Annotated in this window: 15 protein-coding genes; 10 read left to right on the top strand and 5 right to left on the bottom strand. The window is 60.6% G+C overall.

Annotated features, from left to right (window positions below):
* Position 1 precedes the first annotated feature (1 nt).
* From AC1RO0_RS10385 to AC1RO0_RS10375, 3 genes are all read right to left on the bottom strand, one after another.
* On the bottom strand, positions 2–1228 hold the full coding sequence (locus AC1RO0_RS10385; protein ID WP_498592809.1) for an amidohydrolase family protein: 1227 nt from the start codon (positions 1226–1228) through the stop codon (positions 2–4).
* A gap of 71 nt (positions 1229–1299) precedes the next feature.
* Entirely contained in the window at positions 1300–2502 is a 1203-nt protein-coding gene (locus AC1RO0_RS10380; protein ID WP_498592808.1) for an amidohydrolase family protein, read from the bottom strand.
* Positions 2503–2561: 59 nt separating this feature from the next.
* On the bottom strand, positions 2562–3275 hold the full coding sequence (locus AC1RO0_RS10375) for a GntR family transcriptional regulator (protein WP_498592807.1): 714 nt from the start codon (positions 3273–3275) through the stop codon (positions 2562–2564).
* Positions 3276–3542: 267 nt separating this feature from the next.
* Here AC1RO0_RS10375 and AC1RO0_RS10370 point away from each other — a divergent pair, with 267 nt between their 5' ends.
* The 5 genes from AC1RO0_RS10370 to AC1RO0_RS10350 all read left to right on the top strand — a co-directional run bounded on the left by AC1RO0_RS10370 (position 3543) and on the right by AC1RO0_RS10350 (position 8509).
* Entirely contained in the window at positions 3543–4631 is a 1089-nt protein-coding gene (locus AC1RO0_RS10370; RefSeq protein WP_498592806.1) for an ABC transporter ATP-binding protein, read from the top strand.
* A gap of 32 nt (positions 4632–4663) precedes the next feature.
* Positions 4664–5962 (top strand): ABC transporter substrate-binding protein, encoded by a 1299-nt coding sequence (locus AC1RO0_RS10365; protein ID WP_153364372.1) that lies wholly within the window; start codon positions 4664–4666, stop codon positions 5960–5962.
* Positions 5963–6038: 76 nt separating this feature from the next.
* Positions 6039–6950 (top strand): ABC transporter permease, encoded by a 912-nt coding sequence (locus tag AC1RO0_RS10360; protein ID WP_498592805.1) that lies wholly within the window; start codon positions 6039–6041, stop codon positions 6948–6950.
* Between the two features lies 1 nt (position 6951).
* Complete coding sequence (locus AC1RO0_RS10355; protein WP_498592804.1) at positions 6952–7773, top strand: ABC transporter permease; 822 nt, start codon at positions 6952–6954, stop codon at positions 7771–7773.
* 4 nt (positions 7774–7777) lie between these two features.
* Positions 7778–8509 carry an aspartate/glutamate racemase family protein gene (locus tag AC1RO0_RS10350; protein ID WP_498592803.1) on the top strand — a complete coding sequence of 244 codons (732 nt, stop codon included), beginning with the start codon at positions 7778–7780 and terminating at the stop codon, positions 8507–8509.
* 41 nt (positions 8510–8550) lie between these two features.
* On the opposite strand, the gene AC1RO0_RS10345 is transcribed toward AC1RO0_RS10350, so the two are convergent.
* Both AC1RO0_RS10345 and AC1RO0_RS10340 read right to left on the bottom strand, forming a co-directional pair.
* On the bottom strand, positions 8551–8880 hold the full coding sequence (locus tag AC1RO0_RS10345) for a DUF6665 family protein (RefSeq protein ID WP_498592802.1): 330 nt from the start codon (positions 8878–8880) through the stop codon (positions 8551–8553).
* An 18-nt stretch (positions 8881–8898) separates the two neighbouring features.
* The gene (locus tag AC1RO0_RS10340) at positions 8899–9051 is read right to left on the bottom strand and encodes a hypothetical protein (RefSeq protein WP_202903673.1); all 153 of its coding nucleotides are present in this window, start codon (positions 9049–9051) and stop codon (positions 8899–8901) included.
* A gap of 277 nt (positions 9052–9328) precedes the next feature.
* On the opposite strand from AC1RO0_RS10340, the gene AC1RO0_RS10335 reads away from it, so the two are divergent.
* From AC1RO0_RS10335 to AC1RO0_RS10315, 5 genes are read left to right on the top strand one after another with little or no spacing between them, the layout of a single operon-like run.
* Complete coding sequence (locus AC1RO0_RS10335; RefSeq protein ID WP_498592801.1) at positions 9329–10321, top strand: MsnO8 family LLM class oxidoreductase; 993 nt, start codon at positions 9329–9331, stop codon at positions 10319–10321.
* Positions 10322–10347: 26 nt separating this feature from the next.
* Positions 10348–11697: an LLM class flavin-dependent oxidoreductase gene (locus tag AC1RO0_RS10330; protein ID WP_498592800.1), complete on the top strand. Its 1350-nt coding sequence runs from the start codon at positions 10348–10350 to the stop codon at positions 11695–11697.
* An 18-nt stretch (positions 11698–11715) separates the two neighbouring features.
* On the top strand, positions 11716–12903 hold the full coding sequence (locus tag AC1RO0_RS10325) for a M20 aminoacylase family protein (RefSeq protein ID WP_498592799.1): 1188 nt from the start codon (positions 11716–11718) through the stop codon (positions 12901–12903).
* A 25-nt stretch (positions 12904–12928) separates the two neighbouring features.
* Positions 12929–13453: a GNAT family N-acetyltransferase gene (locus AC1RO0_RS10320; RefSeq protein WP_498592798.1), complete on the top strand. Its 525-nt coding sequence runs from the start codon at positions 12929–12931 to the stop codon at positions 13451–13453.
* A 39-nt stretch (positions 13454–13492) separates the two neighbouring features.
* Complete coding sequence (locus tag AC1RO0_RS10315) at positions 13493–15271, top strand: amino acid ABC transporter permease/ATP-binding protein (protein ID WP_498592797.1); 1779 nt, start codon at positions 13493–13495, stop codon at positions 15269–15271.
* Positions 15272–15313: the final 42 nt, after the last annotated feature.

Genomic DNA, 15313 nt, shown 5'->3' with positions numbered 1-15313 from the left:
TTCAGTACGATGGACGAAGCAGCTGTGCCGTAGGACGGCTGAATGTCTGCCGACCGTTTTTCCATCCGGCGATCGGAAGGCGGATTTCGCGGATGGCGGAAAGCGGATCGGCTGCGTCGAGTATGACGATATCCGCCGGCGCTCCCAATTGGAGAGCGTATTCGCGCCGCATGAGGCGGGCGGCATTGCTGGTCACCATGTCAAATGCCGTGTCGATATCTTCATCGCGGGAAAGCTGCGCCGCATTGGCAAAGAGATTGGCTATCCGGCCGAGCGAGGCGTCACCGTAAGGCGTGAAGGGATTGAGCACGTTGTTGGTCGCGGCCGTGACCGTGACGCCATGTGTGGCGAGGAGCAGTGCAGGGGCTATGCCGCGCGGCACGAGATGATCTCGGTCGCGACCGAGCAGGAACATATCGGTCGCGGGGAGAACCGTAACGGCGATGCCGGCATCGGCGAGCCGCATGGCGACCTCGGCGACCTCCTGCTTCGGCATGGCGGAAAGCTTGGTGGCGTGACCGATGGAAACGCGCCCGCCATAACCACGCCGCCGCGTCTCGGCGATAACGGCAGGAATGGCCGAGTTCGCCGGATTGAGGTCGAAATCGAGATGGAAATCGACATCGACACCGTGGCGCTCGGCCAGATCGAAAATCCCCCGGATATGTGCCTGCGGATCGGGGTCGGTATAGGGGCAGCCACCGATCAGGTCGGCGCCGGCGCCAAGCGCTTTGTCCAGCATCGATGCCGTCTCAGGCTCATTGGTCAACCCTTCCTGCGCGAAGACACAGATCTGGATATCGAGTGCCCAGCGATAATCGTGCTTGATTTGCCGGATAGCCTCGAACGATCGAAAGCCGGCGCGCGGGTCAACTTCCACGAAAGTTCGCATCGCCGTCGTGCCGTTGACGATGGCGCTCTCCACGACACGCGCGGCCCGCGCATAGACATCTTCAACCGTGAAGGCGGATTTGGCCTTCGCCGTTTCGCGCACCGCCTCTTCCAGTGTGCCTTCGCAGATCAGGCAACGGTCGAGAATGCAGGCCTTGTCGAGGTGGATATGGCTATCGATAAAGCCGCCGAATGCAAAACAACCGCACATATCCTGACGCGCTGCATCGGACACGAGACTGGTTTCGAGTGCAGCGATCCTGCCATCCTTGATGCCGATGTCGAGCGGCTGATCGTGGCCGGCGATACGCACGTTCGAAATCACCAGATCAAGCATTAAGACACCTTTTCAAATGATTGATGAAAAATTTGAATGCCAGACCTTAAAAATGCCAGACCTTAAATACGTCACGCCCGAATGACGACTCCGTTCCTGGCGACGAGCCGGCCGGCCTTATAGACCGAGCGCTCTTTCGGAATGGCGACGACTGCTTCAGGCACATGCTCCGCCTTCAACGTCACAAAATCCGCCTTCGCGGCGATCTTCAATCCATAGCCGTCGAGACGCAATGCCTTGGCGCCGCAGTCTGTGACGACGTCGAAGGCCGCCTTCAATTCGTCGTCGGTATAGAAGCCCGAGCGATAGCCGATCATCATCGCGCGGCCGAGCATGTCGCCATCGCCATAGGGCCACCAGGAATCGCGGATATTGTCGCTGCCGCTAAAGACCGTGACGCCTGCCGCGCGAAGCAGGGCGACTGGTGGGAAAGCGTGATTGCCAGGTGCGTTGGTCATGATGGACACGCCGCTGGTGGCGATGATCTCGGCGGCGCGCTTTGCCGCATCCACCGGGAGATCGCCGAGCCCATAGGCATGGCTGATGGCAACATGTCCCTGCATGGAAAGGGCGCGCGTGCGGGCACAGATCTGCTCGATAGTGAAGAGGCCAAGCGTGCCGCCGTCGTGAAGATGGATGTCGACATCGACGCCGTGCTTTTCGGCAATGCCGAAGACGACGTTTAGATGTCCCTCTACATCGCGGTCGAAACTTGCCGGGTCCAGGCCGCCGACGAGATCGGCGCCCAGTGAGATGGCTTCATCCATCAGTTGCGGCGTGCCCGGGCTCTTCAGGATGCCGCTCTGGGGGAAGGCGACGAGCTGGATATCGATATAGTCTCGATACTCCTCACGGACGGCGAGAATGGCTTCCAGCGATTTCAGCCCTACCGATCCATCGACCATGACATGGCTGCGCATCTGCGTGCTGCCATTGGCGATGCAGAGATCCAGCTGATTGCGCGCGCGCACGTCCATGGGAGCGGCCTGCGCCATGTTCTGCGTCTGGAACGCGACGCGCTCATGCACGTCGAAGCCGTTGGTGCAGGGCTTGTGCGGTATCCAGGCATCACCGAAAAAACTGGTATCGAGATGGATGTGACCTTCGACGAAGCCGGGCACGACGAGCGCACCGCCGAGATCGACGCTTTCGGCAAGGGGAGCCTCAGCACTGGATGGCTCGATCGAAATGATGCGGCCGGCGGATACGCCGATGTCCTTGAGGGAGCCATCGGCGAGTTTTGCACGGGTGAAAAGGGTTTCAATCGGGCTCAAATCTATCTCCGTTGGATTTAATGAGGAGGAAACCCCGAGACCCATGCCGATGGGTCGGTCTATTGCTCGAAGGCTTCTCTCAGGCCGACGCTCTTGCGCTCACGCAGATCGAGATCGGCTTCGATATGGGAAATATGGTGGAGCATGAGATGGCAGGCCGTCTCAATATCCTTGCGCTCTATGGCGGCAATGATGTCGCCGTGCTCCGAATGACCGCAGCTTGATACGCTCGACTGGCCATAAAGAGCGATCACCAGGGATGAGCGGGCGACAAGCTCTTCCATGAAGCGCTGCATGATCAGATTACCGGAGATCGAGGCGAGCACGAGATGAAAGTCGCCGGAGGCCTTGATCTCGGCGCGGCGTGCGGTCTGACCACGCTCGGCCATGAGCCGACCCTCTTCGAGCAGAAGCTGCTTCAGGTGCTGGATCTGCGAGGGCGTAATCCGTTCGGCCGCTTCCTTGAGAATGCCCGGCTCCACCAGGCGGCGGGCAGCGAAGATCTGCCGGGCCTCCTCGGGCGAGGGATAGGCAACGAAGGCACCACGGTTCTTCTCGACGCTGACAAGCCCTTCATAGGACAGCGCCTGCAGGGCGGCGCGCGCCAGCGTGCGACTGACATTGAACAGATTGCCGACGTCGCTCTCGGAGAGTTTCGTGCCTGGCGAAAGCCTGCGCTCGACGATCGCCTCGCGAATGGCGTCGCGGATCTGCTGGGCGCCGGTTTCTGTGGAGTCGCTGGTCGTCTGGAGCGCGTCGGCTGTGGAATTCATGAGAGCGGATACCTGATAATCGACGGAATGATATCCGCGTTCGCCGCAAAAGTTAAACGGAATTTGTCGCAAAAGGAAAGCGCAATTGTATACGATCTAGTGCACATATTGCAGACGAAAGCCTATTTCATGTGCAAACACCTGTTTTCCTTATATAAGGCACCCTGTTGCTGCCGTGCCGAAAAGTCATTTTTCGCAAAGGGTTAGCGCCACGCAACAGACTTGGCACGCCAGATGCATCGTCCGTCCCAAACAGAAGGAGATACGATGTCGAAAGCGGCAGAGATCGATATAGCGTCCGTTTCGAAGGTCTATGGCACGACGACCGCGGTCCATGCCATCAGCCTTAAGATACCGGCTGGCTCCTATTGCTGCTTTCTCGGCCCCTCCGGCTGCGGCAAAACTTCCACGCTTCGCATGATCGCGGGTCACGAAAGCATTTCGTCGGGCGATATCCGGCTCGGGAATGTCGTCGTCACCGACTTTCCGCCGGCCAAGCGCGGCACGGCGATGATGTTCCAGTCCTATGCGCTCTTTCCGCATCTCGACCTCATCGACAACGTCGCCTTCAGTCTGAAGATGAAGGGCGTGGACAAGGACGAGCGCCGCGCCAAGGCGCTCGAGATGCTGAAGCTGATGCAGATGGAGGCCTATGCCACACGGCGTCCGGCGCAGCTTTCAGGCGGCCAGCAGCAGCGCGTGGCGCTGGCCCGCGCGCTGATCACCGATCCCGAGGCCTTGTTGCTCGACGAGCCGCTGTCGGCGCTCGACCCGTTCCTGAAGATCCGCATGCGCGCTGAGCTGAAGAAGCTGCAAAAAACGCTCGGGATCACCTTCGTCCATGTCACGCACAGCCAGGAAGAGGCCATGGCTCTCGCCGATATCATGGTGATCATGAACGACGGCAAGATCGAGCAGGCGGCGTCACCACGAGAAGTCTTCGAGCGCCCTGCGACCGCCTTCGTCGCCCGCTTCATGGGGGACCATAATGTGCTCTCCGGTCGGGTGACGTCCAGCGAGGACGGCGTGCTGACATTGACCGCGCCGGAGGGCCAGAGCTTTTCCGTGCGCGGGACCGGCAGGGACGTGGGCGAGGCCATCGATATCGGCATCCGCACCGATCGCGTCCGGCTAGCTTCCGCCTCCGACAAGGGCGTTGGCTTGAATGGCGTCGTTTCCAATATCGAATATCGCGGCGCCTCGGTGAAGATCACCGTCATTGGCGCGGGCAGCGACGACTTCACGGTTATCGCGAGCGACGGCGATTATTTCTCCAAACCCGTATCGGTCGGCGATGCGGTGTCTTTGAGTTGGGCCTTGGAGGACGCAGTCCTCCTAGGTCGTGTTTCCGCATGACTCTTAAGCATCAAAAGAAGGGGAACTGACATATGACGACTGAGAAGAAGACAACCAAGGCAGCAAAGGGCATCTCCCGCCGCTCGCTGCTGAAGACCGGCGCTGCCGCCGCCGGTGCCATCGCCGGCTCTGGCCTCATCACCGGCTTTCCGACCGTCTGGGCGCAAACGAAGATCACGCTTCGCCAGTTCGGCACCGGTGTGTCGAACATCAATGCGATCGCCGAGAAGTGCAAGGCCGATCTTGGCATCACGCTGGAGATGACGGCGACCGATTCCGACGCCGCCGCCCAGCGCGCCGTCACCCAGCCGAACAGCTACGACATCGCCGACATCGAATACTGGATCGCCAAGAAGGTGTTCCCGGCCGGCGTGCTGCAGCCGATGGACGTCAAGAAGCTCAAGTACTACGACAAGATCGTGCCGCTGTTCATCAACGGCAAGCTGAAGCCGGACAGCGTCATTGCGCAGGGCACCGCGCCGCACACGGTCGGCTTCGTCGAAGCACAGGGTTCCAAGAAGTTCGCCAAGGAGCCGACGCAATGGATGACGATGGTTCCGACCATCTACAATGCCGACACGCTCGGCATTCGTCCCGACCTCACCGGCCGCCCGATTACCAGCTGGGCTGACATTCTCGATCCCGCTTTCAAGGGCAAGACCGCGATCCTCAACATTCCGTCGATCGGCATCATGGATGCCGCGATGATCATGGAAGCCGCCGGCAAGATCAAATATGCCAACAAGGGCAACATGACGAAGGCGGAAATCGACAAGACGATCGACTTCCTCATCAAGACCAAGGGCGAGGGCCAGTTCCGCGCCTTCTGGAAATCCTTCGACGAAAGCGTCAACTTGATGGCGTCGGGCGAAGTCGTCATTCAGTCGATGTGGTCGCCGGCCGTTGCCGCCGTCCGCTCGAAGGGCATCGCCTGCACCTTCCAGCCGCTCAAGGAAGGCTATCGTGCATGGGGCGGTGGCCTCGGCCTCGCCGCGCATCTCAAGGGCGCAGAGCTCGACGCCGCCTATGAATACATCAACTGGTACACGTCCGGCTGGGTCGGCGGCTATCTCAACCGCCAGGGCTACTATTCCGCCTGCATGGAAACCGCCAAGGGCTTCATGTCCGCCGACGAATGGGGCTACTGGATCGAAGGCAAGCCGGCGCAGGGTGATATCCTGTCTCCGGAAGGCAAGGTCATGGAGAAGGCCGGCGCCGTTCGCGACGGTGGCTCCTTCGAAGCCCGCATGGGTGCTGTCGCTTGCTGGAACTCGGTGATGGACGAAGACCGCTACATGGTCCGCCGCTGGAACGAGTTCATCGCTGCCTAATCGGTATCGCCTCTGCCTATCAAATCCTCTCCCCGCGCAAGTGGGGGGAGGAAGCCGCTAACGGAGAAACCGGACCATGGCGACGATCGCTTCATCAGAAACGGACCAGGCAACAGCAAAACCAAGGCGCGGGTTTCGCGTGCCCCTGGGGCTCGTTTCCTATCTCCAGGCGGCGCCGCTGTTTCTGATCCTCGGCTTCTTCTTCCTGCTACCGATCGCGATGATCGGTGTCGTCAGTTTCTGGGACTATGACTTCGCCAGCCTCTATCCCGCTTTCCTGACCACGAACTACACCGATACGCTTGGTTCATGGGTTACTTGGAAAACCTATCTCAACACATTGAAATTCACAGTCATAGTCTGGTCGCTGACATTGTTCATCGGCTTCTGGGTTGCCTATTTTCTCGCCTTCCATATCCGTCGCACCTCGACGCAGATGATCCTCTTTCTCGTCTGCACCGTGCCGTTCATGACGTCGAACATCATCCGCATGATCTCCTGGATTCCGGTGCTCGGACGCAACGGGCTCGTCAATTCGACGCTCATTGAAATGGGGCTCATTCCAAAACCGATCGAATGGCTGCTTTACTCCGATTTCGCCGTCGTTCTGGCCATGGTGCATCTCTATACGCTGTTCATGGTGACGCCGATCTTCAACACGCTGATGCGTATCGACCGCTCGCTGTTCGAAGCGGCACGCGATGCTGGCGCCAGCGGCTGGCAGATTCTTTGGAATGTGGTGGTCCCGCTGGCCAAGCCCGGCATCGCGATCGGCTCGATCTTTGTCGTTACCCTGGTCATGGCGGATTTCTCCACCGTGCAGGTGATGTCGGGCGGCCAGAGCGCCTCCATCGCGCTGATGATGAAGAACCAGATGTCGCTGCTGCAATATCCGGCGGCGGCCGCCAATGCCGTCGTGCTCCTGATCGTCGTCCTTATGATGGTCGCGGCCATCCTGCGCGTCGTCGATATCCGCAAGGAGCTTTGAGATGAACCACGAAAAGCGCACCTTCGAATTCTACGTTCTGGCGATCTTTTTCATTGTCTTCGTGCTGTTTCTCTACGGCCCGCTTTCAGCGATCGTCATCCTCTCCTTCCAGGGGCCTGACGGCGGTCTGACCTTTCCGTTGAATGGTGTCTCCTTGCATTGGTTCGCCAACCTGTTCGAGAAACAGGCAGTCGGCGATTTCGGCGCATCGTTCCAGCGGTCTTTCATCCTCGGCCTGATGGTCATGATCGTCACCGTCGTCGTCTCGCTGCTGGCGGGGCTGGCCTTCCGCCGCCGTTTCCGCGGATCGTCGCTGCTGTTCTACGCGACCGTCGCCAGTCTCGTGGTGCCGTCCATCATCATTTCCCTCGGCATCGGCGTCGTCTTCCAGCAGGGCGGTCTTCCCCCGGCGTGGTATTCCTCGGCCTTTGGCGCACATCTGACCTGGACGCTGCCCTTCGGCGTGCTGATCATGTTCGCCGTCTTCAACCGTTTCTCACCAGCTTACGAGGAAGCCGCGCGCGATCTGGGTGCGAGTTCGTGGCAGACCTTCCGCCATGTCGTGCTGCCGATGATCGCGCCGAGCCTGATCGGCGTCGGCCTGTTCGGCTTCACGCTATCCTATGACGAGTTCGCACGCACCTTGATGACCTCGGGCACCTACAACACGCTTCCCCTGGAAATCTACGGGATGACCACGAACGTCACCACGCCTGTGCTCTACGCGCTGGGAACGGTGACGACACTTTTCTCCTTTACCATCATTCTCCTGGCGCTCGGTATCATGACCATGCTCGGTCGCCGGCAGGCCAAGAAAAGCTGAGAACATGCGCTTATTGCTGATCAATCCAAACACCACCACGTCGATGACGGAAAAGGCGGCGGTCGCCGCACGCGCGGTCGCGGCTATCGGCACGGAGATCATCGCCGCGACATCGCGGATGGGACCGCCTTCCATCGAGGGATATTACGACGGCGCTCTTGCCGTCCCTGGCTTGCTCAGCGAACTCAAGGAACAACGCGCGGCGGGCTACGACGCGGCGATTATTTCCTGTTTCGACGATACCGGTCTCGAGGCGGCGCGTGCCTTTTCGGATGTGCCGGTTCTTGGACTTTGCGAATCCGCCGTTGTGACAGCCGGTTTTCTGGCGCAGCGCTTCACGATCGTCACGACGCTCGAGCGCTCCCGCGTGCTGATCGACAATCTCGTCCGCCACTACGGCATGGGTGGACGGGCGAAGGTCAGGGCCTCCGATATCGCGGTACTGGAACTTGAGGATGGCGCCCCGGAGGCAATCGGCAAATTGAGGGCCGAGATCGAACGTGCGCTGGACGAAGATGGGGCGGAGGCGATCGTTCTCGGTTGTGCCGGCATGGCCGACCTTACCCGTGAGCTGCAGGAAATCTACGGTGTGCCCGTCATCGACGGCGTCGCGGCAGCGGTCAAACAGGCCGAGGCGCTGGTCTCGCTGGGCCTTACCACCAGCAAACGCAGCTCCTATGCCGCGCCGCTTTCCAAGTCCTTTACCGGCGCGATGAGCGATTTTTCGCCGGTTTGAACCTCTGTTCGAGAGGGCTGCGTCAGGGCAATCCTTCACTCCTACCGACGCACCACGCCGACCCTCGCGAGCACCTCGCTGGGGATCGCGTAACGTTGGACAAGATCGCGGCCATTTTTCAGCCCGCAGATTTCGCGCTGGATAAAGAAGGCCCAGACGGCATCGGCGGCCTTGTTCACAAGGTTTTCTCGCTCGTCGACGCTGTGACGGTCCGTGCTCCACGCCTGCAATTCCGCCAGCGCGGTTTCCACCTTCAGGCCGTGACGTCCAAGAGAACTGGCGCGCTCCGCCATCAGTTCGTATTCGAGGACGTTGAAACCGCTGTCGGTTGAATGAAACTGCCGGAGAGATTGCGGTGGGCGAACGCTCATCGGATTTATCCTCAAGCCTTAGCGGGCCGGCGAACCAACGATCTGAAAATATCCCCAGGCAGCGGCGAACACCGCAAGCACGACAATGACGACAAGCAGTTTCCGCAGCCCAGGACGCGGTGCCTTGGGCGGCGGTTTCGGCTTTCGAAACTTGATGACGTTGTCGTTCATGTGTCCTCGGCTATCGAATATCTTCCACCGCCTAGTTCACCCGAATCCTTCCGGGGATCAAGAGCGTTTCCTGGCAGCCCAGCACGGATCGAACATGCCGCCGCCTGGCGACTTCTGATCAAGACGCTCACGCCCAGCGTGCATGCATGCTTTGCAACTTATTTCCTCACTTGGCCGCGCGAAGAGAACGTCGTTTCTTATAATATATGCAGTCTACGTATTTTATAGACTATTGAAGCGGTGCTGCGGCGCCGGAGCGACAATCGGATGACCCCACATGTCCTATCTTTTGAGCCTTCTCGACAAAAGCCCCATCGAAGCCGGTAAGAATGCCACGGATGCATTGCGGGCAACCGCCAAGCTGGCCATCCGCGCCGAGGAGCTTGGTTATCACCGTTTCTGGGTGGCCGAGCACCATAATATGGCGAACCTTGCGAGCTCCGCGCCCGAGGCCTTGATCGCCTATCTGCTCGCCAAGACATCGAAAATTCGCGTCGGCTCCGGCGGCGTGATGCTGCAGCATTACAGCGCCTACAAGGTGGCGGAGATCTTCAATCTCCTGTCTTCGCTGGCGCCGGGCCGCGTCGATCTCGGCGTCGGCAAGGCGCCAGGCGGCTTTCCTCTGTCCACACGGGCATTGCAGGTAGCGATCGATCCTGAGCGCAAACCGAGCTTTGCCGACCAGCTTACCGACATAAACACCTACCTTTCGGCTGAACCCCAGGCGGATGCCGCCATCGCTACGCCGCTTCCCTCGGTTGCGCCTGATCGCTTTCTGCTGGGCGCTTCCGTCGAGAGCGCGGTACTGGCAGCGGAAAAGGGCTGGGAGCTGGTCTTCGCCGGTCATCTAAACGGCGATCCCGAAAACCTGCGCAAGACCTTCGAGGCCTATGAGAAGGCAAGCGGCGGCAAGAGCCCGATCCTGGCGCTCGCGGCCTTTGCCGCTGAGAGCGAGGAGCAGGCGCGCGAGCGTGTCGGCGATCTGCGCATCGTCAAACTTTTCCTGCCGAACGGCCAGACCGTCAATGTCGGCAACGAGGAGCAGGCGGCCGAGTTTGCCCGCCAGGCCGGCGTCAGCGACTACCGGACCGAGGAGAAGGTGCCGAGCGTGCTGCACGGCACGGCGCAACAGATCCGCAAGGAGCTTGACGAGCTGCATCGCTGCTACGGCGTCAAGGAATTCATTCTTGACACACCGGCGCTGCCGGCCGCCGAGCGCCTCGCCTCCATCGAGCTGCTCGCCAAGGAGCGGCTATCACTCGCCGCCTGATATTCGCTTTGGAAAGGACTGATCCCATGGCTCAGAAGCACGTCACATTCGGCATCATGCTGCAAGGCCCCGGCGGCCATATGAACGCCTGGAAACATCCGAGCGGCCCGGTCGACGCCAGCGTCAATTTCGGCTTTTTCGTCGATACGGCGCGCAAGGCCGAGGAGGCAGGCATCGCTTTCGCCTTCGTCGCCGACGGTCTTTACATCAACGAGCAGTCGATCCCGCATTTTCTCAATCGGTTCGAGCCGATCACGATCCTGTCGGCACTTGCCGCCTCGACCTCTAAGATCGGGTTGGTCGGCACGCTCTCGACCTCCTACAGCGATCCCTTCACCGTCGCCCGGCAATTCGCATCGATCGACCTGATCAGCGGTGGTAGGGCCGGCTGGAACGCGGTGACGTCGCCGCTCGAAGGCTCCGGCCGCAACTATAGCCGTGAGCATCCCGAACACGAACTGCGCTACGAGATCGCCGAGGAATATATCGAGGCGATCAAGGGTCTTTGGGACTCCTGGGATGACGACGCCTTCGTGCGTAACCGTGAAACCGGCGTCTACGCCGACAAGACCAAGATGCATCGCCTGGACCATAAGGGCCGCTTCTTCCGCATCGAAGGGCCGCTGAATATCGGCCGATCCAAGCAAGGTCAGCCGGTTGTCTTTCAGGCGGGAGCCTCGGATTCGGGCATCCGGCTTGCCGGCAAACATGCCGATGCAGTCTTCACCAATGGCGGACCGATCGAGGATGCACAGGTCTTCTACCGCCAGCTCAAGGATAGCGTGATCGCGCAGGGCCGCAGCGCGGCGGAAGTGGGCATCTATCCGGGTATCGGCCCCATCGTCGGCGCAACGAAGGAAGAGGCCGAAGCGAAGTATCAGGCGATCCGCAATCTCGTCACCATCGAGGAGGCGCTCCTTTATCTCGGCCGCTTCTTCGATCACCACGATTTCAGCGTCTATCCGCTGGACGAACCGTTCCCTGATCTTGGCGATATCGGCCGCAACAATTTCCGCGCCACCACCGACCGAATCAAGAAGACGGCGCGGGAGAAGGGGCTGACGCTCCGCCAGGTCGCGCTCGATTCCGCAACGCCGCGCACCGCCTTCATCGGCACGGCGGAGCATATCGCCGACGAGATCATTCGCTGGGTGGACCAGGATGCCGCCGATGGCTTCATCCTCGGCTTCCCGGTGATCGCCGAGGGCTTCGACGACTTCGCCAAGCATGTCCTGCCGATCCTGACCGAACGCGGCTATTTCGATCCGGTGCTGAAGGGTTCGACGTTGCGTGACCATCTGGGGCTACCCTATCGCGAAAGCCGCTTTGCGGGCGCGAAGGACGAAGCCGAACAGGGAAGGGCGATCCGTGCCTGAGGCACGGACGATCAAGCCATGAACGTCATTTCCCAGCACCACCGACCGGCAGATGACATCGACAAGGGGATCTCCTCCTTCATCGATGAGATTATCGAGCTTCGCCATGATCTGCACCGCTATCCGGAGCTTGCCTTCCAGGAACTGCGGACTAGCAAGATCGTCGCCTCTCTCCTTTCCTCCTGGGGTTACGAGGTGACGACAGGTGTCGGCGGCACCGGCGTCGTCGCTACCCTTCGGGGTGGCGACGGCGAAAAACGCATCGGTATCCGGGCGGATATGGACGCCCTGCCGATCGAGGAGGCGACGGATCTTCCCTATGCCAGCGACAATCCGGGCGTCATGCACGCCTGCGGCCATGACGGGCATACCTCGATCCTGCTGGCGGCGGCACGCTATCTCGCCGAGACCCGCCGTTTCTCCGGCGTGCTGACGCTGATCTTCCAGCCGGCCGAAGAGATCGGCGCGGGTGCGCGCAAGATGATCGCCGATGGGCTTTTCGAACGGTTTCCGGTCGACGCCATCTTCGGCCTGCATAATTGGCCGGGCGTGCCAACGGGCCAGTTCGGCTTCGTCGCCGGTGCTGCCATGGCCTCGGTCGACCAGGCCGTGATCCGCATTGTCGGCAAGGGTGGCCACGGGGCCGAGCCACACAAGTCCGTCGATCCGATCCTGGCATCCGCTTCTTTCATCACTGCGCTGCAAAGTGTCGTCTCGCGCAATGTCGATCCCCAGGACATGGCGGTCGCCACTGTCGGTTCGATCCATGCCGGGTCGGCATCGAACGTGATCCCGGAAAGCGTCGAGCTGAAGCTGACCATGCGTGCCTTCAGCGAGACGGTCCGGCAGCAATTGCAGGAGCGTATTCCCGCACTTGCCCGCGCCCAAGCCGAAAGTTTTGGCGCGCAGGCGGATGTGAACTATCGCCTTGGCTTTCCGGCCCTCATCAACCATCGCGACGAGACGGATTTTGCGCGGTCGGTCGCTCTGGAGGCCTTTGGGGAAGGGCAGGTCGCCAAGGATTTTCGTCCGCGCACCGCGAGCGAGGATTTCGCCTTCATGCTGCTGGAGCAACCGGGCAGCTACCTCTTCGTCGGCAATGGCGACAGCGCCCCTCTACACAGCGCCCACTACAATTTCGACGACATAATCATAGCGCCCGCCGCCCGTTACTGGGTGCGGCTGGTCGAGACTTTCCTTTCATAGTGACCACAACAGGACGGCTGATGAGATGAGTGACAGCTTTCTCTACACGACCCCTCTCGACCCACGCGCCAGGCCGCTGATCGATGAGCTGATCCATGAATATGATAGCCGCTACGGCAATTATTTCAGCGCCGAAGGCGCGGCAGCGGAGCTCAACCGCTATCCGCCGGAGTACTTTGCGCCGCCGGACGGCAATTTCCTGCTCTTGATCCGCGACGGCGAAACCATCGGCGGCGGCGCGTTCAAGCGCTACGACGAGCGCACGGCCGAGTTCAAGCGCATCTGGACTCGTCACGATCTGCGCCGGCAGGGACTGGCGCGCAAGCTTCTGGTCGAGCTGGAATCGCAGGCGGCCCGCCAGGGCTACTCCCGCATCTACCTCACCACCGGTTTTCGCCAGCCGGAGGCCGTCGGTCTCTATCTCGGCTACGGCTACACCGCGCTGTTCGATCAGACCGTCGATCCCGAAATCCACAAGACGCTGCCCTTCGAGAAGGATGTCAGCCATCTGGCCGAACCGGAGCTGCGCGTGGCCGGCGGCAACAGGTGAAAGCGGCAACAGACCGATAATCCATAAAAGGGAAATATCATGGCACTGACGACAGATTTCGCCGGGATTGATCCCGGAAGCCGGATCGCCGATCAAAAGCAGGATCATTCCCGCTACCGGATCGTGCCGGCGCGTCATCCCGCCCGGCTGGCGGGCACCATTTTCGCCGCTGTCGTCATCGCCGCCGTGCTCTATTCCACCTTCACCAATCCGCGCTGGGGTTGGGGCGTCTTTGCCGAATGGTTCTTCGCCGAGCCTGTTCTCGTCGGCCTCGGCAGGACGCTGCTTCTGACCGTGCTGGCCGCCATCTCAGGTTCTATACTTGGCACGGCACTGGCGCTAGCCCGCGTCTCCAAGTCGCCGCTGCTGTCGGGCCTCTCCTGGGGCTATATCTGGCTGTTGCGCTCGATCCCGATGATCGTGCTGTTGCTGGTGCTGAACAATCTCGGCTACCTCTACGAGACGATCAAGATCGGTGTTCCTTTCACCGATGTGGTCTTTCTCGACTATCCGACGGTACAGTTGCTGACGCCATTTGCCGCCGCCTTCCTCGGGTTGACGCTCAACCAATCGGCCTTCTTCGCCGAGATCGTGCGCGGCGGCATCCTCTCCGTCGATCAAGGACAATTGGAGGCGGCCTCCGCCCTTGGTCTGTCGCGACGACGCCAAGCCTTCCGTATCGTTCTGCCGCAGGCCATGCGCTCGATCCTCCCGACCGGCTTCAACGAGCTCATCGGATTGGCGAAGAGCACGTCCATGGTCTACGTACTCGCGCTGCCGGAACTCTTCTACACCGTCCAGGTCATCTATCGCCGCAACCTCGAAGTCATCCCGCTGCTGATGGTCGCGACGGTCTGGTATCTGATCATCATGACCGTGCTGTCGATCGCGCAGTATTATATCGAACGCTATTTCTCCAGGGGTGCACTGCGCAACCCGACGCCGCTCCCCTTCCAGGCCTTCTTCTCCGGCTTCCGGCGTCCGCTGCCGGTGCTTGAGGCGACGACGGATGTTGTACGCAAAACCGGCTTCAGCGATGTGGCAAGTTTGAGGGCGTCTGGTGGCGCGGTGCGCATTCATGGCATTTCGAAGAGCTTTGGCGCTCTGAAGGTGCTCGACAATGTCGAACTCAATCTTCCGCCCGGCAGCGTCACCGCCATCCTCGGTCCCTCCGGCTCCGGCAAGTCGACGCTGCTGCGCGCCATCAACCATCTGGAGCGCGTCGATAACGGCTTCATCTCCATCGACGGCGATTTTATCGGCTATAGCCGGAAGGGCGATACGCTCTATGAGCTGAAAGAGAAGGACATTCTCAAAAGCCGCGCCGATATCGGCATGGTCTTCCAGAGCTTCAATCTCTTCCCGCATCTGACCGTGCTCGAAAACCTCATCGAGGCGCCGATCCAGGTGCGCGGCGTAAGTCGTGAGGAGGCCATACAGCTGGCGCAGGAACTGCTTGCTCGCGTCGGCCTCAGCGACAAGATCAACGCCTATCCACGCCAATTGTCCGGCGGCCAGCAACAGCGTGTCGCCATCGCCCGTGCACTGGCGCTCCGCCCCAAGGTGCTGCTCTTCGACGAGCCGACCTCGGCGCTCGATCCGGAACTGGTCGGCGAAGTGCTCGATGTCATCAAGGAACTCGCCCGCACCGGCACGACGCTCGTCATCGTCACCCATGAGGTTGGTTTTGCCCGCGAGGTTGCCGACACGGTGGTCTTCATCGAAGGCGGCCACATCCTCGAGGTCGGCCCACCATCCAGAATCTTCAATGACGCCGAACATCCGCGCACGCGCGAGTTCCTGGCAAAAGTTCTCTAGCGAAAACCGGCCCCACTTCGCGAAAGGAAGAAAGCATGCGCA

The sequence above is a fragment of the Rhizobium sp. GW821-FHT14E12 genome (assembly GCF_058803745.1).
Note: the sequence above shows the minus strand (reverse complement) of the source record. Positions and strands in the feature narration are given on the sequence as shown.